Here is a 17,305-nt window from a genome sequence, read left to right on the forward strand (position 1 = left end):
ATGCGCATCGGCTCTCGTCGCGAGGACGACTTCGAGATCAACGTGATCTCGCTGATCGATGTCCTGCTCACCCTGCTGATGTTCTTCGTGCTCAGCACCACCTTCGTCCAGCACTCGCGGCTCAAGGTCGACCTGCCCAAGGCCGACGGCGAGGCGCGCGAGGGCACGGACAACGCACTCAACGTGGTCATCGACCGCGACGGGCATTACGCCGTGGGCAGCGATGAAGTGATGGGCGAGGGCATCGAGCCCCTGAAGACGGCCATCCAGCGCGCCGCCGGCGACGACCGCAATCGTCTCGTGGTGATCCGTGCCGACGCGATGACGCCCCACCAGAACGTGGTGCGCGCCATGGATGCGCTGGGCCAGGTCGGCTTCACGCGCTTGTCCATCGCCACCACGCCTTCCGAAGGAACGGCCAAGCCGTGAACGCTACCCGCACGTCGGTCTGGGATGCCCGGACCTGGCAGACCTACAAGCGCCTGCTCGGCTACACCCGGCGCTATCGCGCGGCGGGTATCGTCGCCATCGTCGGCATGGTCATCGATCCGGCCTGCCTGTCGTTGTTCACCAACCTGTTGCAGCCGCTGATCGACAACCTGTTCATCGCCCGCGATGCGCACACCATCTTCTGGATGCCCATCTGGATCATCGGCATCTTCGCGGTGCGCGGCGTGGCCTCCTACTGCACCGACTACGGCATTGCCTATGTCGGTCGCAACGTGGTCCAGGCCATCCGCATCGACGTGTTCGCGGCGTACCTGCGCCTGCCGTCCACGTTCTTCGCCAAGGAGCCGTCGGGCCAGCAGATCTCGCGCATCACCTACACCAGCGAGCAGGTGGCGGCGGCATCGTCGGATTCGCTCAAGGTGGCGGTGACCGAAGGTCTGACCGTGGTCGGCCTGCTGTCGGTCATGCTCTACCAGAGCGCCTACCTGGCCATGGCGCTGCTGGTGCTGGTGCCGTGCGTCGTGGTGATCGTCACCGTGATCAGCCGCCGCTACCGCAAGATCAGCAAGCGCATCCAGGGCAACATGGGCACGGTGACCAGTGCCGTGGAAGAAGCCGTCGCGGCCAATCGCGAAGTGCGCATCTACGGCGGGCAGGCGCGCGAAGGCGACCGCTTCGCGTCCATCGCCGACCGTCAGCGCCGGCTCAACCTCAAGGTGTCGGCGACCAGTGCGGCCTCCAGCGCCACGATCCAGACCGTCGGCGCCATGGCGCTGGCCACGCTGGTGTTCCTGGGCACGCGGCCGGGCGTCATCGAGACCATCACCCCCGGCGTGTTCACGGCGGTGCTCACGGCCATGGGCGGCATGCTGCCGTCGCTCAAGCGCCTGGCCGGCATCCAGTCCAACCTGCAGAAGGGCGTCAGCGCCGCGGAAGACCTGTTCGCCATCATCGACGAGCCGGCCGAAGTCGATAACGGCACCGAGCCCCTCGTGCGCACGCGCGGCGACCTCCGCTTCGAGAACGTCCGGCTGGTCTACGAGCGCAACAACCACATGGCGTTGCGTGGCGTCGACCTGGTCTGCGCCCCGGGCACCGTCACGGCGCTGGTGGGGCGCTCCGGCAGCGGCAAGTCCAGCCTGGTCAGCCTGCTGCCACGCTTCTACGAGCCGACCGAGGGCCATATCCTGCTCGACGGCCGCGACTACGCGCAGTACACCCTGGCTTCGCTGCGCCAGCAGATCGCCTGGGTCGGCCAGCACGTCGTGTTGTTCGACGACACCGTGGTCGCCAACATCGCCTATGGCGAAATGGCCGGCGCCTCCGAGGAAGACATCGTGGCCGCGGCGAAGGCGGCAAATGCCATGGAGTTCATCGAGCGCCTGCCCGAGGGGTTGCACACGCAGATCGGGCAGGGCGGCAATTCGCTGTCCGGCGGCCAGCGCCAGCGCATCGCCATCGCACGCGCCATCCTGAAGAACGCACCGATCCTCGTGCTGGACGAAGCCACCAGCGCGCTGGATACCGAATCCGAGCGACTGATCCAGGACGCCTTGACCCGCCTCATGCGCGATCGCACCACGCTGGTGATCGCGCACCGCCTGTCCACCATCGAGCACGCCGACCAGATCGCCGTGATGGAACAGGGCCGCATCATCGAACTGGGCACGCACCGGCAGTTGCTGGACAAGCACGGCCAGTACGCCGCGCTGCACCGCATGCAGTTCCACGAGCAGCCGTCCGAAGGCTGATCGTGGCCCTCGGCGACTCCCTGCAGCGGCGGTGGTATGGCGGAGGGCACCCCCCGCTGTGGACACGTCCGCTGGAAGCGCTGTACCGCGCCGTGGTGCGCCAGCGCGCGCGGCGCTTTCGCCGGGATCCCTCGGCCGTGGTCAGGCTGTCGGTGCCCGTGGTGGTGGTGGGTAACATCACCCTTGGTGGTACCGGCAAGACGCCGCTGATCGTGGCCCTCGCCCACGCCATGAGCGCACGTGGGTTTCGCCCCGGCATCGTCAGCCGTGGCTACGGCGGCAGCGAGCGTGGCCCGCTGCTGCTGGGCCTGGACGATGCACCGGCGAAGGTCGGCGACGAGCCCGCCCTGATCCGCCAGAGCGGTTTTCCCGTCGCCATTGGCCGCGAGCGCCCGGAAGCCGCGCAATTGCTGATCGACGCGGGGTGCAACCTGATCCTCGCCGACGACGGCTTGCAGCACCATCGGCTGGGCCGTGATGTGGACATCTGCGTCATCGACGGCGAACGCCGTTTTGGCAACGGCCATCTGCTGCCCGCCGGCCCGCTGCGCGAGCCCGCCAGCCGGCTGGCGCGGGTGGATTTCATCGTGGTCAACGGCGATGCCGCGCAGCCCGGCGAGATCGCGATGAGCCTGCAAGGTGGCATCGCCGTCAACATGGCCGACCCCTCGCGCAGCGTGCCGCTGTCGGAGTTTGCGGGGCGTCCCGCGCATGCAGTTGCCGGTATCGGTCATCCGGCGCGCTTCTTCGCCAGCCTGGCCGCGCAGGGGATCACGGTGGATGGACATCCGTTCGCCGACCACCACGCGTTCACCCGTGACGATTTCACTTTCGCGGATGGCTGTCCGGTGTTGATGACCGACAAGGATGCGGTGAAGTGCCGGGATTTCGCGCGCGAGAACTGGTGGCGCGTACCGGTTAGGGCGGTGTTGCCGGCGTCGTTTTATGATGCGGTGGCGGCGAAGGTGGCTCAGGGCAAGGCACATCATTCATGATGGCCAGCGCGCAGGTCATGGGTACGTCGCGTTCCTGCTGAATGTCAGCGAGGGTGTTTTGCCGCGCCACATCGGGCAGGACGCCTTGGCCTTCCAAAGTTCTGCCGGAAGGGTCTTGCAGTGCGGACGTCGCGATCTTTACCTGCGAGCCGTCCGGAAAGTGGAACAGCATGCTCTCCATCACTTTGCCCGACGTAGTCATGCCGATCAGCTTGGCTCGCCCATGGTATTGAAGCGCTGCGGCAGTGACTTCCGCCGCGCTCGCAGAACCTGGGCCGATCAATACGGCAAGCTTGGCTGCCGACAGGATTGAGCCAGAGGGCACAGTCAACCGATTGCTCCGACCGGTGGCGTCTTGCGTACTGGCTATCGTTGCACCGGCGGGGAGAAATTGAGCAAGAATCGTCTGAAGGGCAACGACATCTCCTCCGTGATTGTGACGCAGGTCCAGGATGACCTTTTCCGGATGCCTGGCACGCAGTTGCGCCATCAGCCACGTAGCGCTGGCTCGATCGAACGTGTTGAACCGCAGCACCAGAACCGGACCCTCCATTACGGCAGAGACGTTGTCCTCGTCAGCGTGAGCGTGGAGCGATACATCGAACAGCGGGAGATTCGCGGACATCACCCGGCCGTCGGGAAGCTTCAGTTCCATGTGGCACAGGGATGCGCTGGCCGCGGCCGATGAACAATGCATCGCTTCGACGAGCGACCCGGGTTCGATTCCAGCTTTGGCTGCCGATGAATCCTTGGTGACGTCAGTGACTCTCGGCGGCCGGCTGTCGCGTCCATGCGAGAGGGTGACACCGAGGGCTGGATAGACGACGGGCAACAGGCTGGCAGCGGGTTCGAGAAGCAGGCGATGCAGTCGTTCAAAAGACGCTTGGTCGATCCTGTCCACGACTATGCGCTTGTCGGCGTAGTCGATGTACGGCAAGGGTCGGTCCGGGTTGGCTAGCGGCAGGTCGGCGATCAGTTCGCGTACGCTCCCATCCGGCAACGTAATTTCGTAAGCCAACTTCCGGACGATGGTCGAAGCTGCTTTGTCTTGCCTTTCTTCGACGATATCCAACGCGAGAGGTAGCCCGGGCTTGACACCGTGCCTCGCAAGGAAGGACGACGCATCAAGACGCTGCAGCACAGGGCGTACAGGTAGCGTGGGATCGTCGATGAGCAAGCCGCCAAATAAGTTGACGGCCAGCGGAAGCGATGCGGGGCTATTGCTTTTTACTCCGGTGATTGCAGGCCTTGCTTCCCAGGTCGGCTCATAATTCAGATGCGATACTTCCAGAAGGGACAACATGTCATCGATGATCTGACCCGTAACGAATTCCCTCGGATCGTCCTCGGGAACTCGTTTTGCGAACCTGTCGCGGACAGCTACCCAGTCGTATCCGTTGAAATGTGGGTCGTAGTAGTGATCGCGAACGGTGGACCACACCAGGTTGAATTTTTCGATCGGCCGCATATGCAAACGTCGATAGCCGATGTACGTCAGCACGGCAAGCAGGATCAAAAACGTCGTGGTGCCGATAGCCACCGAAATAACGATTTTTCGTTTAAGGGATGATGACCCCGTTTTATGCTTTGGCATGACGTCCCGGTCTTTCCGCCCCTGTTTGCTACGTTCAATAGCACGGCTGCCTTCCGTTCGACTTTCCGGGGATGGATGGCCTCGACGCATGGTTCGGCTAGCTCATGCTATTGAGATAACGGCTTTTGCCTCACGAACCTCGCTGCACGAACGCTCGGTTGGACGTAAAAAAACCCCAGGCCGGACAGGAGGTCCGGGCTCTGGAGTTTTTTTGTCGAATCGGTGACATCGCTAGCGTCGGATCGCGCACATCGTGCGCTCCTACGCCGGTGACGCACGGTGGCTGGGTTACTGCACGCGGGAGACGTTGCCGTTTTCGTCGACGACCACGATGTCGCCTTCGCGGATGGCGCTGGCGTCCTTGACCTGGACGTTGCTGTAGCCGCCGGCGCCCATCTTCAGGCGGAGGGTGTAGCTGTCGCTGCCGCCGCCCTTGCCGATAGCGTTGCCGGCGAAGCCGCCGCCGACGGCGCCACCCACCGTGGCCAGCTTGCGGCCGTTGCCGCGACCGACCTGGTTGCCGAGCACGCCGCCGGCGATAGCGCCGATGACGGCGCCGGCGGTTCCGTGGTCACGGCCCTGGACGACGTTGTGCTCGATGCTCTGCACCACGCCGCACTGGTCGCAGCGGACGTAGATGCCATCACTGCGGGTCAGGGTGGCAGCCGACGCGGGAGCGACGACCGCCGTGGCGAGAAGGGCGGCCAGGGGAAGGCCGAGAACGGTCTTGATATGCATGGAGTCACTCCTCAATCGATGGCGGGAACAGGGCCGTAGTGGCACCAGTCTAAGCATTGCTGCTGAACGGATGGCGAGCGATATCCGCGCTTCACGCAAACCTTGGATACTACGCCCATGACTATCGCCCTCATGTGGTTCCGCCGCGACCTGCGGCTTGCCGACAATCCCGCCCTGGTGGAGGCGCTCAAGGCGCACGACCGGGTGGTCCCTTTGTATATCCATGCGCCGGACGAAGAGGGCGAATGGGCGCCCGGCGCGGCCGGGCGCTGGTGGCTGCACCATTCGCTGGCGGCGCTGGACGCCTCGCTCGGCAAGCACCGGGGTGCCCTGCAGGTCGGTCGCGGGTCGAGCCTCGATGCCCTGCGGGCGGCGATCGAGGCGACCGGCGCGACGGCCGTCTACTTCAACCGGTTGTACGAGCCGCGGGTGATCCGGCGGGACAAGGCCGTACGCAAGGCCTTGGAGGCCGACGGCATCGACGTCGCTTCGTTCAATGCCTCGCTGTGGTGCGAGCCCTGGGATGTCGCCACGAAGCAGGACGAACCCTATCGGGTGTTCACCCCCTTCTGGCGCAACCTGCGCACCCGCATCGACGCCGTGGACGCGGTGGAGGCGCCGGCGTCGATGCACCTGGGCACGCTGCCTCGATCCGTCGCGCTGGACGACCTGGGCCTGCTGCCCACGCGCGACTGGGCCAGGGGCTTCGACGAGTGGACGCCGGGGGAGCAGGGCGCGCAGGACATGCTCCACCTCTTCGCGGACGATGCCGTCGGGCATTACGTCGAAGGGCGCGACCTGCCGGCGCGCCACGGTACCTCGCGCCTGTCGCCGCACCTGCACTGGGGCGAGATATCGCCGTTGCAGATCGCGGCCGGCCTTCGTGCCCATGCGGCGCGACACAAGAAAGCGCCGGACATCGAGCCCTACCTGCGCCAGCTGGGCTGGCGCGAATTCGCTCATCACCTGCTGTTTCATTTTCCTAAAACACCGAAGGAAAACTTCAACCCGAAGTTCGACGCTTTCCGCTGGGCCCCGCGCGACGCCCATGCGTTACGTCGCTGGAAGCAGGGCATGACCGGCATCCCCATCGTGGATGCGGGCATGCGCGAGCTGTGGGCCACGGGCTGGATGCACAACCGCGTGCGCATGCTGGTGGCCAGCCTGCTGACCAAGAACATGCGCCAGCACTGGGTGCTGGGGTCGAAGTGGTTCTGGGACACGCTGGTCGACGCCGACCTGGCCAACAACTCGCTGGGCTGGCAGTGGGTGGCCGGCAGCGGCGCGGATGCGGCGCCGTACTTCCGTATCTTCAACCCCGTGACCCAGTCGGAACGGTTCGACAAGGACGGCGCATACATCCGGCGCTGGGTGCCCGAGCTGCGGGACGCGCCGGGCCGGCTGGTGCACGCACCGTGGGAGGACGAGGCGTTCCTGAAGGCCTCCGGTTACCCGGGCCCCATGGTCGATCTCAAGGCCACGCGCGAGGACGCGCTTACGGCGTACCAGGCGTCGCGGAGCGGTCGGGCGCCGTCCGCGGATCGTGCAGGCGACTGAAGATCCAGCTGGCCGCCAGCGTGATCAGGCCCAGGACGATCACGGCCCAGCGGAACGCCCAGACATAGCCCTGCGCGTTGTGCGAGCCGAGGAACGCCGCCATCAGCAACGACGCCAGGGCGATACCGAAGCTCATCGACAGGTATTGCGCGGTCGAGGCCATGGACGAGGCCTGCGACGCATAGCGGACGTCCAGGTCCACATAGGCCAGGGTGTTCATCGAGGTGTACTGCAGCGACATCACCGCACCGTAGACATACACGAAGACGATAATGATCCAGGGCGGCGTATCCGCCGAGAGCAGGGCGAACGAACACAGCACCGCGGACACGGCGAACGTGTTGCCCAGCAGCAGGCGCCGATAGCCGAAGCGGGTCAGCAGCCGGTTGATGAAGGGCTTGACCGTGATCGAACCGATGGCCTGCGGCACCATCATCATGCCGGCCACCAGCGGCGACCAGCCGCAGCCGATCTGCAGGAACAGCACCAGCAGCAGGTACATGCCCGACACGCCCAGCCGGGTGAACAGGTTGCCGGCCAGCGCGACCCACACGCTGCGCACTTTCAGCAACGAGAGATCGCTGACGGGAAACTCGGTGCGCCGGCTGTGCCGCACGTAAAGCACGGCGCTGGCCACCGCCGCCAACGCGTAGCCGGCCACCTCGAGCCCGTGCCCGCGGCCGCCGGCCGTCTCCGCCGCCATCAGCAGCAGCGCGGACGCACCGGCGAACAGGATGAAACCGGTGGTATCGAAACGATGGGGCTGGTCGAGCCGGTACTCGGGCATCTCGCGCCGGTTCAGCACCAGCCCGACGATACCCACCGGGACATTGATCAGGAAGATCAGGCGCCAGTTGGTGAACTCCACCAGCGCGCCACCGATCAGCGGGCCGACGACGGAACCGAGCAGGCCGAACGTGGCCACGGTGGTCATGGCGCTGACGAACTGGCGGCGGTCGATGCTGCGCACCAGCACGTAGCGTCCCACCGGCATCAGCGCCGCGCCGCCCAGGCCCTGGACGATGCGCGCGGCCACCAGTTGCGGCAGGCTCTGCGCCACGCCGCACAGTAGCGAGCCGATGGCGAACACGAGGATGGCGCCGCCGAAGACCCGGCGCGTGCCGAAGCGATCGCATAGCCAGGGGCTCATCGGGATGAAGATGGCCAGCGTGAGTACGTAGCTGGTGAGCGCCGTGCGCATGCTCAGCGGGGTCACCTGCAGTGCCTGCGAGATCGCCGGCACGGCGGTGTTCACGATGGTCGCGTCCAGCGCCTGCATGAAGAACGCCGCCGAGACGAGCCAGATCAGGCCGCGGTAGCGCGCCTTGCTGGAAGGCTCCGCCGGGGCGAGGGCCGGGCGATCGGTGGGCAGGGCGTGGACGTCGGTGGACGCGGTACTGTCTATGACGTCGTAAGGGGGCATGGTTTGGACGATTATAACCGATGCCCTGCTTGCTTTTGCGGCAGCTTCAGCCGACAGTTCAGGGTTGTGTCTGCCTCGCACCCGCCCTCACGGACCCTGCACATGCCGCAACCCACCGCCCCCGACACCGAAGCCGTGCGTGCCGCCGAACTGCGCCGCCGCATCGAGGACGCGAACTACCGCTACCACGTACTCGACGAGCCCGATCTGTCGGATGCCGAATACGACCGCATGATGCGCGAGCTGGAAGCCCTGGAAGCCGAGTACACGGACCTGGCCGCGCTCGACTCGCCCACGCGTCGCGTCGGTGCGCGTGCGCACGGTGGTTTCGCCGAGGTGACGCATGCGTTGCCCATGCTGTCGCTGGGTAACGCGTTCGAGCAGGACGGCGACGACGATCGCACGCGCTACTGCGAGGTGGCCGATTTCGAGCGCCGCATCGAGCAGACCCTGGGCCGACGCCAGCCCGTGTTCTCGGTGGAGCCCAAGCTGGACGGCCTGGCCATCAGCCTGCGCTACGAAGAGGGCGTGTTCGTGCAGGGTGCCACGCGCGGCGACGGCGCCGTGGGTGAGGACGTGACCGCCAACCTGCGCACCGTCAAAGCCATTCCGCTGCGCCTGCGTGGCGAGGGCTGGCCCCGCCTGCTGGAAGTGCGTGGCGAGGTGATCATGCCGCGTGCCGGTTTCGAGGCGTTCAATGCGCGCGCGCGCGACGCCGGCGAGAAACCGCTGGCCAATCCCCGCAACGGCGCGGCGGGCTCGCTGCGCCAACTCGATCCGGCGGTGACCGCCCGGCGCCCGCTGGCGTTCTTCGCCTATGCCATCGGTCGTGTCGATGGCGGCACGCTGCCCGACACCCATTCGGCCACGCTGGCGAAACTGCGCGAATGGGGTTTTCCCGTATCGTCGGAAGTATGCACGGCGAAAGGCTTCGACGGGCTGATCGCCTATTTCCGCAAGATCGGCGACAAGCGCGATCGCCTGCCGTACGACATCGACGGCGTGGTCTACAAGCTGGACGACTACGAGGGCCAGCGCGAGATGGGCTTCGTCTCGCGTGCGCCGCGCTGGGCCATCGCGCACAAGTACCCCGCGCAAGAGCAGATGACCACGGTGGAAGCGATCGAGATCCAGATCGGCCGTACCGGTGCGGCCACCCCCGTGGCACGCCTCACGCCCGTGCAGGTCGGCGGCGTCACCGTGACCAACGCCACGTTGCACAACGCCGACCAGGTGGCACGCCTCGATGTTCGCATCGGCGACACCGTGATCGTTCGCCGTGCGGGCGATGTCATTCCCGAGGTGGCCCGCGTGGTCGAAGAGCGCCGGCCGGCGAAGACGGTGGCATGGCAGATGCCGGCCACCTGTCCGGTGTGCGGCTCCGAATTGCTGCGGGAAGAAGGCGCGGCGGCGTTCCGCTGCTCGGGCGGGCTGGTCTGTGCCGCGCAGCGCAAGGAGGCGCTGATCCACTTCGCCTCGCGTCGCGCGATGGATATCGACGGCCTGGGCGATCGCTTCGTCGACGCCCTGGTCGAGTTCGACATGGTGAAGACGCCGGCCGACCTGTACGCGCTCACCGTCGACGACTTCATCCGGATGAAGACCCTCGCCGACGAGCGCGACGGATCGACGCCCGAGACGGTGAAGCAGGGCAAGGTGGCGACGAAGTGGGCCGACAATCTCGTGGCGGCCATCGATAAGAGCCGGACCACGACGCTGCCGAGGTTCCTGTTCGGCCTGGGCATCATGCATATCGGCGAAAGCACGGCCAAGACGCTGGCGACCTGGCTCGGTTCGATCGAACACGTCCGCAAGGCTCCCGCGCCGGTGCTGCGCGTGTTGCCCGATATCGGTGACGAGGTGGCGACGTCGATCGAGGCCTTCTTCGGCCAGGACGGGAATAACGACGTGGTCGACGCGCTGCTCGGCTACATCACCTTCACCGACGAGAGCGAGCCGTCGCCGAAGCTGCGCGAGCGGCTGGGCTTCGACGTGCTGCTGGATGCCGCGAAGGTGTCCAAGCTGGGCCCGAAGAGCACGGCCACGCTTGCCAGGCACTATGCCAACCTCGACGACATGATCAAGGCCGGTGAGCACCAGTGGATCGTGGCCGGCGTGCCGCAGGCCGCCGCGTCCAACCTCATGGCGTATCTCGGCGACAAGGCCAACGCCACCGCCATCCGGGCGCATGCGGCGGCGATGGCGGCCTTGGCCGCCGCGCTGCCGGCCAAGGCCGCCGCGGCGTTGCCGCTCGAAGGCCACACCTACGTCATCACCGGCACCATGGAAACGCTCAAGCGCGACGACGCTACCGAGCGTCTGGAAAGTCTCGGCGCCAAGGTGGCCGGCTCGGTTTCGAAGAAGACCACCACCGTGTTTGCCGGTGAAGCCGCCGGTTCCAAACTGGACAAGGCGAAGGAGCTGGGCGTGCCGGTGGCGACGGAGGCCGACCTGCTCGCGTTGTTGACCGAACATGGGGTGGCACCGTGAGCGAACTGGCGGCGCTGCGTCTGCGCGCGGACACCTACGCGCACATCCGTGCCTTCTTTGCCGAGCGCGGCGTGCTGGAGGTGGAGACGCCCATCCTCTCCGCCGCGGGCAACACCGATCCGAACATCCGCAGCTTCACCACCCGGTTCAGCGGCCACGTGGATGCCGGCGCGCGCGAACGCTGGCTACGCACCTCGCCCGAGTTCCCGCTAAAGCGGCTGCTGGCCGCAGGCGCCCCGGATATCTACGAACTGGGCCGCGTGTTCCGCGACGGCGAGGCGGGCGGGCGGCACAATCCCGAGTTCACCATGCTGGAGTGGTACCGCGTGGGCTGGGACGACACGCGGCTGGCGCGCGAGGTGATCGACCTGCTCCAGCGCGTGCTGGTGCACGCCGGCAAGACCGTCGATATCGTGGAGACGACCTACCGCAGCCTGTTCCACGATGCATTGGGTATCGACCCGCTCGTGGACACGGTCGACGTGCTGCGGGGCGCGTTGCAAGGCACCACCGTGATCGACGGCGACGGCCTGGAGCGCGACGACTGGCTCGACCTGCTGCTGACCCACCGCCTGCAGCCCGCGTTCCCGCGCGACCGGGTCACCGTGGTGCGCGATTTTCCGGCAAGCCAGTGCGCGCTCGCGCGGATACGTCCGGGCGAGCCACCGGTGGCGGAACGCTTCGAGGTGTATATCGGGCCGTACGAGGTCGCCAACGGGTACCACGAACTCAACGACGCCGCCGAGCAACGGTCGCGCTTCGAGCGCGACAACGACAAGCGTCGCGCACGCGGCGATCGCGAGGTGCCGCTCGACGAACCGCTGCTGGCGGTGCTGGATGCGATGCCCGCCTGTGCGGGTGTGGCGCTGGGCATCGAACGCCTGTTGATGGTGCTGGCCGGCACCGATGCCATCGCCGACGTGCTGGCGTTCCCGTTTGCGCGCGCGTAAGCCGGCTGCCGGCCTCGACACATGTCGCGCACATCGTGCGCTCCTACAAAGGTGCAGCGACCTGGGATGTGTAGGAGCGCACGCACGTGCGCGACATGTTTTCGTGTCGATCCACGGGTTGCGTCGATCCACGGGATTCATGCGCCAGATTGGATCCATGGCCTCAACACATGTCGCGCACATGCGTGCGCTCCTACACTCAGAATTCCAGTTCTTGCGCCGCGCACAGGTAATCGACCATGGGTGCCAGTCGCTTGAAGTTGTCGACGATGAAGGGCAGCAGCTCCGGCGAACAGGCCATGGCCTCGTCGAAGTCCTGCCCGGCGGCGAAGTTCTTCCGCTTCAGGTCGGCAATCAACTCGTGGTTGGGATCGAAGCCGCGGGGCGGCCGGGTCAGGCTTTCGCCCCAGAAGCTGAAGCGCTCCTGGAAGGCCCTGCCGTGCGTGGCGCGCTTCCATGCATCCGGGTTGTCGGCCAGGAAGTCGCGGAGTTTTTTCAGCACCGGCGGCTCCGGGTGCCACATGCCGCCGCCGACGAAACATTCGCCCGGCTGGATGTGCACGTAGAAGCCCGGCGCCTGGATCTCGTGGCGGCGCTCGTGGAAGAAGCGCGAGCCCTGCCAGCCCTTGTAAGGCTGTTTGTCGTTGGCGAAACGCGTGTCGCGGTGGATGCGATACAGCGAGCCGCCCACCTTGCGGGTGTCGGCGCGGTAGTGCGGGCTGATCTTCTTCAGCGGTGCGTCCAGGTCGCCGATCAGGCGCAGGAACGGTTCGCGCACGTGGCGCTCGTAATCCGGCTTGTGGTCCTGGAACCACTCGCGGTTGTTGTTGCGCATCAGCGACTTGAAGAAGCGGAACGTGGCGGGCGTGAAGTAGGTGGGAGGCATGGGTCTTCAGGGCAGTTCGTGGCCCCACGCTTCCAGCTGGTCGAGCAGCGGCAGCGGGGCGTCGGGCAGGGCACGGAGCGTGGCGAGTTCGAGGCGGTAGTCGTCGAGCGTAAGCGTGGTCAACGGGCCGTGGCGCGTGAGCCGATCGGCGCGGAAGGCCTCCCAGCGTGCGTGTTCCTGTACGGTCAGGCTTTCCGGCCAGTTGCGCGCGCGGTAGCGGAACAGCAGCTCCGGGTAGCGCGGATCGCGGAACGGGAACGTGCGGGTGCCCAGCTGCTCCGGCGGCGTGGCGCGCACGTCGGCCAGCAGGCGGCGGTCGGCATCCGGCAGGAACGCGCCGTAGAGGGCCAGTTCCGGGTCTTCCGCCGGGGCGTGCGCGGCGGCATGGCCGTAGACGCGGCGCACTTTTTCGGCCAGGCCGTCGGCGTGGCGCAGCGCCTCCAGGTGGCGCGTCACCCCGTCCATGTCCAGGCCCAGTCGCGCGTGGTCGGCACCCTTGAGCACGGATAGCGGCGCCAGCGCGGGGGCGTGGTTGGCCTTGATCGTGCGCAGGGCGATGCGCTCCACGCCCTCGGGCAGGTCGGCACGTGAGGTGAACACGCGATCGGCGATGTCGCCGTCGTCCAGTGCCAGCAGGTCGGCCGGGTCGGCACCGAGGTCGTAGACGATGATCTCGCCCGCGCGCGCCGGATGCATGGCCAGGGGCGCGATGACGGTCAGGCACTGGCGGCTGGCCGGATAGCGCGAAGACACGTGCACCACCGGCGTCATCGCCGCGACGTCGAGCAGCTCGAGCACGCGCTGCTTGCGGCGCAGGGCGAAATACCAGTCCCACAGTTTCGGCTGCCGCTGGTGGATCAGGCGGGCCAGGGCGATCAGCGCCTCCACGTCCGACAGGGCATCGTGCGCGCGGTCCTGCTTCAGGCCGTTGGCGACGGCCAGGTGCTCCAGCTTGAAGCTGGGCGTGCCGTCGTCGCGGGTGGGCCAGACGATGCCCTCCGGGCGCAGCGCCTGGCACAGCCGCACCAGGTCGATCAGGTCCCAGCGTGAATTGCCGTTTTCCCACTCGCGGCCATACGGATCGTAGAAATTGCGGTAAAGAAGGTGTCGCGTGAATTCGTCGTCGAAACGCAGCGAGTTGTAGCCCACCGTGCAGGTGCCCGGCATGGCCAGCTGTTCGTGGATGGCGGCGGCGAATTCGGCCTCGCGCAGGCCTTCGCGCTCGGCCAGCTGCGGCGCGATGCCGGTGACCAGGCAGGCGCCGGGTTGCGGCGGGGTATCCCGCGGCGGCCGGCAGTAGATCATCAGCGGCTCGCCGACGATCTGCAGGTTGGCGTCGGTGCGGATGCCGGCGAACTGGCTGGGACGGTCCCGGCGCGGATCGGTGCCGAAGGTTTCGTAGTCGTGCCAGAAGAAGGTCGGTTCGGCCATCGCGATATCATCGCATGGGTCGACCTCCTTTCCACGCGCGCTGCCGCTAGACTGCGCGATACCCGAAGGAGCTCCCATGACGCCAGCGCACGAAGACAACCTCATCTGGATCGACCTGGAAATGACCGGTCTGGACACGGACAACGATTCGATCCTGGAGATCGCCACGATCGTGACGGACAAGGACCTGAACGTTCTCGCCGAGGGCCCCGTCTTCGCCATCTCGCATGCGGACGCGCGCCTCCAGCAGATGGACGCGTGGAATCGCAACCAGCACATGCGTTCGGGCCTGTGGGGCCGCGCGGTGGAGTCGGACGCGGTGCCCGGCGAGGCCGAGACCGCCACCATCGAGTTCCTTCGCCAGTGGGTGCCGGCGGGCAAATCGCCCATGTGCGGCAACTCCATCTGCCAGGACCGTCGTTTCCTGCATCGCGAGATGCCGCGGCTGGAGCGTTTCTTCCACTACCGCAACCTCGACGTGTCCACCCTGAAGGAGCTCTCGCGCCGCTGGTCGCCGGAGATCGCGCGCGGCTTCAACAAGGATTCCGCGCACACGGCGCTGTCCGATATCCGCGATTCCATCGAGGAACTGCGTCATTACCGCCGCTTCATGGGCCCGCTCGGCGGCCCGCAGCAGGCCGGCTGATGAACCCCTTCGCCACCTCGCTGGACTGCAACGGGCGCGCGCTGCTCCTGGACCGTCCACGCGTGGTCGGCATCGTCAACGTCACGCCGGATTCCTTCTCCGACGGCGGCAGTCACGCCACCCTCGACGCCGCCTATGCGCATGCGTTGCGGCTGGTGGAGGAGGGCGCCGACATGCTGGATATCGGCGGCGAATCCACGCGGCCGGGCGCCGCGGATGTCGATACCGCCGAGGAAATCCGGCGCATCGTGCCGTTGATCGAGCGGCTGGCCGCGGCGACCACGGTGCCGCTGTCCGTGGATACGTCCAAGCCGGAGGTGATGCGTGCCGCCGTCGGCGCGGGCGCGGGCATGATCAACGACGTGTTCGCACTGCGCCGCGAGGGCGCGCTGGACACCGCCGCCGAACTCGGCGTGCCGGTGTGCCTGGTGCACATGCAAGGCGAGCCGCGGGGCATGCAGGACGCCCCGGACTACGACGACGTGGTGGGCGAAGTGCACCGCTTCCTCACCGACCGGCTGTTCTCCTGCGAGCTGGCCGGCATCGACCGCCGCCGCGTACTGGTCGACCCGGGCTTCGGCTTCGGCAAGACCCTCGAGCACAACCTCGCCCTGTTGCGGGCCACCGCCCGTTTCGCCGAACTGGGCGCGGGGGCGTATGTCGGGGTGTCGCGTAAATCGATGATCGGCCGCCTGACCGGCCGGGACGACCCGCGCGCGCGCGTCTCCGGCTCGGTGGCGGCGGCCCTGGTCGCCGTGCAGCGCGGCGCGCTGCTGGTCCGCGTCCACGACGTAGCAGCCACGGTGGACGCCCTGGCCGTCTGGCAGGCCGTGAGTGCCGGCGACAGCGCGCCCCGGCCCGCGGGCCCGTCCATGCCGCGCTGGCCGGATGACGAATAAGGCCTAGTCCGTCCGGCCGGGCGGACCGTTGGCGCCCCGAGGAGTATCCTTTCGATCCCCGAAAGGATGTTCCACCCATGAGCGAACGTAAATACTTCGGCACCGACGGCATCCGTGGCCGTGTGGGCACCTACCCGATCAGCGCGGATTTCATCCTGCGCCTGGGTCGTGCCGCCGGCGCCGTGCTGGCGCGCCGCCGTGGCACCGAGCGCCGCGTGCCCGGCGCCGCCGCGGACCGGCGCGACCCCAACCGCAAGGTGATGGTGGTGATCGGCAAGGACACCCGCGTGTCCGGCTACATGTTCGAAGCCGCGCTGGAAGCCGGCCTGGTCGCCTCCGGGGCCGACGTGCGCCTGCTCGGCCCCATGCCCACGCCCGGCGTGGCATACCTGACGCGCTCGCTGCGTGCCGACGCCGGCATCGTCATCAGCGCCTCGCACAACCCGCACCAGGACAACGGCATCAAGTTCTTTTCCGCCCAGGGCGAGAAACTGGACGACGAGCTGGAAGCGGAGATCGAGGCCGAGCTGGAAGCCGACTTCGCCACCGTGCCCTCCGAGGCCCTGGGCAAGGCCAGCCGCGTGGACGACGCGGTGACCAAGTACGCGGAATTCTGCAAGGCCACCGTGGCCGACGAGTTCTCGCTGCGCGGGTTGCGCATCGTGCTGGACTGCGCCCACGGCGCCACCTATCACGCGGCGCCCAAGGTGTTCCGCGAGCTGGGCGCCGAGGTATCCACCATCGGCGCGGAGCCTGACGGCCTGAACATCAATCGCGGCGTGGGCTCCACCGCGCCGGCGGCGCTGGCCCAGGCGGTGGTCGAGCGCGGCGCGGACCTCGGCATCGCCTTCGACGGCGATGGCGATCGCGTGCGCGTGGTGGATGCCGACGGCACCGTGACCGACGGCGACGACATGCTCTACGTCATCGCACGCCACTGGCAGCGCAAGGGCGCGCTGCCGGGCCCCGTGGTCGGCACGTCCATGAGCAACTACGGCCTGCAACGCGCGTTCCGCGCCATGGATATACCGTTCCTGCGCGCCAACGTGGGCGATCGTTACGTGTTGCGCCAGCTCAAGGAGCACGGCGGCATCCTGGGCGGGGAGACCTCCGGCCATGTGCTGTGCCTGGACCGCTTCACCACCGGCGACGGCATCGTGGCCGCGCTGGCCCTGCTGGAGTGCCTGGTCGAGGCCGGCGAGACCTTCGCCGAGGCCCGTGCCGGCCTGGTCAAGTTGCCGCAGACCATGGTCAACGTACGCATGCCGGGCGCCAAGGAGGCCCTGGGCAGCGAGACGGTGCGGCAGGCGCTGGCCGAGGTGGAAGGCGTGCTGGAAGGCCGCGGGCGCGTGGTGCTGCGCGCCTCGGGTACCGAGCCGCTGGTGCGCGTCACCATCGAGGCGGCCGACGCGGCGGAAGTGGAACGGCTGGCGGCGCGACTGGCCGAGGCCGTAAAATCGGCGGCCCAGGCAGCCGCCTGAACCACCCGGAAGCC

General features: G+C 67.3%; 14 protein-coding genes. 9 read left to right on the forward strand and 5 right to left on the reverse strand.

Annotated elements, in window-relative coordinates; translation table 11 throughout:
* Genes AB8808_RS09185 through lpxK form a run of 3 tightly spaced genes read left to right on the forward strand, consistent with a single transcriptional unit; the run spans position 1 to position 3,196 of the window.
* Positions 1-429: an ExbD/TolR family protein gene (locus AB8808_RS09185; protein WP_036141963.1), complete on the forward strand. Its 429-nt coding sequence runs from the start codon at positions 1-3 to the stop codon at positions 427-429.
* Complete coding sequence (gene msbA, locus AB8808_RS09190; protein WP_369928696.1) at positions 426-2,201, forward strand: lipid A export permease/ATP-binding protein MsbA; 1,776 nt, start codon at positions 426-428, stop codon at positions 2,199-2,201. The genes AB8808_RS09185 and msbA overlap by 4 nt, the downstream gene beginning before the upstream one ends.
* A 2-nt stretch (positions 2,202-2,203) precedes the next feature.
* Positions 2,204-3,196 carry a tetraacyldisaccharide 4'-kinase gene (gene lpxK / locus AB8808_RS09195; RefSeq protein ID WP_369928698.1) on the forward strand — a complete coding sequence of 331 codons (993 nt, stop codon included), beginning with the start codon at positions 2,204-2,206 and terminating at the stop codon, positions 3,194-3,196.
* Here lpxK and AB8808_RS09200 read toward each other — a convergent pair.
* Together AB8808_RS09200 and AB8808_RS09205 are read right to left on the reverse strand one after the other, a co-directional pair.
* Positions 3,120-4,790, reverse strand: coding sequence for a S41 family peptidase (locus tag AB8808_RS09200; protein WP_369928700.1), 1,671 nt, complete (start codon positions 4,788-4,790; stop codon positions 3,120-3,122). The genes lpxK and AB8808_RS09200 overlap by 77 nt on opposite strands.
* Positions 4,791-5,078: 288 nt before the next feature.
* Positions 5,079-5,528: a glycine zipper 2TM domain-containing protein gene (locus AB8808_RS09205; RefSeq protein ID WP_369928702.1), complete on the reverse strand. Its 450-nt coding sequence runs from the start codon at positions 5,526-5,528 to the stop codon at positions 5,079-5,081.
* A 117-nt stretch (positions 5,529-5,645) separates the two neighbouring features.
* Here AB8808_RS09205 and AB8808_RS09210 point away from each other — a divergent pair, with 117 nt between their 5' ends.
* Positions 5,646-7,085 (forward strand): cryptochrome/photolyase family protein, encoded by a 1,440-nt coding sequence (locus AB8808_RS09210; RefSeq protein ID WP_369928704.1) that lies wholly within the window; start codon positions 5,646-5,648, stop codon positions 7,083-7,085.
* On the opposite strand, the gene AB8808_RS09215 is transcribed toward AB8808_RS09210, so the two are convergent.
* Positions 7,024-8,508: an MFS transporter gene (locus AB8808_RS09215; protein WP_369928705.1), complete on the reverse strand. Its 1,485-nt coding sequence runs from the start codon at positions 8,506-8,508 to the stop codon at positions 7,024-7,026. The genes AB8808_RS09210 and AB8808_RS09215 overlap by 62 nt on opposite strands.
* A 102-nt stretch (positions 8,509-8,610) precedes the next feature.
* On the opposite strand from AB8808_RS09215, the gene ligA reads away from it, so the two are divergent.
* Entirely contained in the window at positions 8,611-10,998 is a 2,388-nt protein-coding gene (gene ligA / locus AB8808_RS09220) for an NAD-dependent DNA ligase LigA (protein ID WP_369928707.1), read from the forward strand.
* Positions 10,995-11,948, forward strand: a complete 954-nt coding sequence (gene epmA, locus AB8808_RS09225) for an EF-P lysine aminoacylase EpmA (RefSeq protein WP_369928709.1) — start codon at positions 10,995-10,997, stop codon at positions 11,946-11,948. The genes ligA and epmA overlap by 4 nt, the downstream gene beginning before the upstream one ends.
* A gap of 199 nt (positions 11,949-12,147) precedes the next feature.
* Here epmA and AB8808_RS09230 read toward each other — a convergent pair whose 3' ends face one another.
* Together AB8808_RS09230 and sbcB are read right to left on the reverse strand one after the other, a co-directional pair.
* Positions 12,148-12,834 carry a DUF2461 domain-containing protein gene (locus AB8808_RS09230; RefSeq protein ID WP_369928711.1) on the reverse strand — a complete coding sequence of 229 codons (687 nt, stop codon included), beginning with the start codon at positions 12,832-12,834 and terminating at the stop codon, positions 12,148-12,150.
* 6 nt (positions 12,835-12,840) lie between these two features.
* Entirely contained in the window at positions 12,841-14,265 is a 1,425-nt protein-coding gene (sbcB, locus tag AB8808_RS09235) for an exodeoxyribonuclease I (protein ID WP_369928713.1), read from the reverse strand.
* Between the two features lie 76 nt (positions 14,266-14,341).
* Between sbcB and orn the strand changes: the two genes are divergently transcribed.
* The 3 genes from orn to glmM all read left to right on the forward strand — a co-directional run bounded on the left by orn (position 14,342) and on the right by glmM (position 17,291).
* Complete coding sequence (gene orn, locus AB8808_RS09240) at positions 14,342-14,911, forward strand: oligoribonuclease (protein WP_369928715.1); 570 nt, start codon at positions 14,342-14,344, stop codon at positions 14,909-14,911.
* Positions 14,911-15,810: a dihydropteroate synthase gene (gene folP, locus AB8808_RS09245; protein ID WP_369928717.1), complete on the forward strand. Its 900-nt coding sequence runs from the start codon at positions 14,911-14,913 to the stop codon at positions 15,808-15,810. The genes orn and folP overlap by 1 nt, the downstream gene beginning before the upstream one ends.
* 77 nt (positions 15,811-15,887) lie before the next feature.
* Complete coding sequence (gene glmM / locus AB8808_RS09250) at positions 15,888-17,291, forward strand: phosphoglucosamine mutase (protein WP_369928719.1); 1,404 nt, start codon at positions 15,888-15,890, stop codon at positions 17,289-17,291.
* Positions 17,292-17,305: the final 14 nt, after the last annotated feature.

This window comes from Xanthomonas sp. NCPPB 2632, assembly GCF_041228075.2.
GTDB lineage: Bacteria > Pseudomonadota > Gammaproteobacteria > Xanthomonadales > Rhodanobacteraceae > Luteibacter.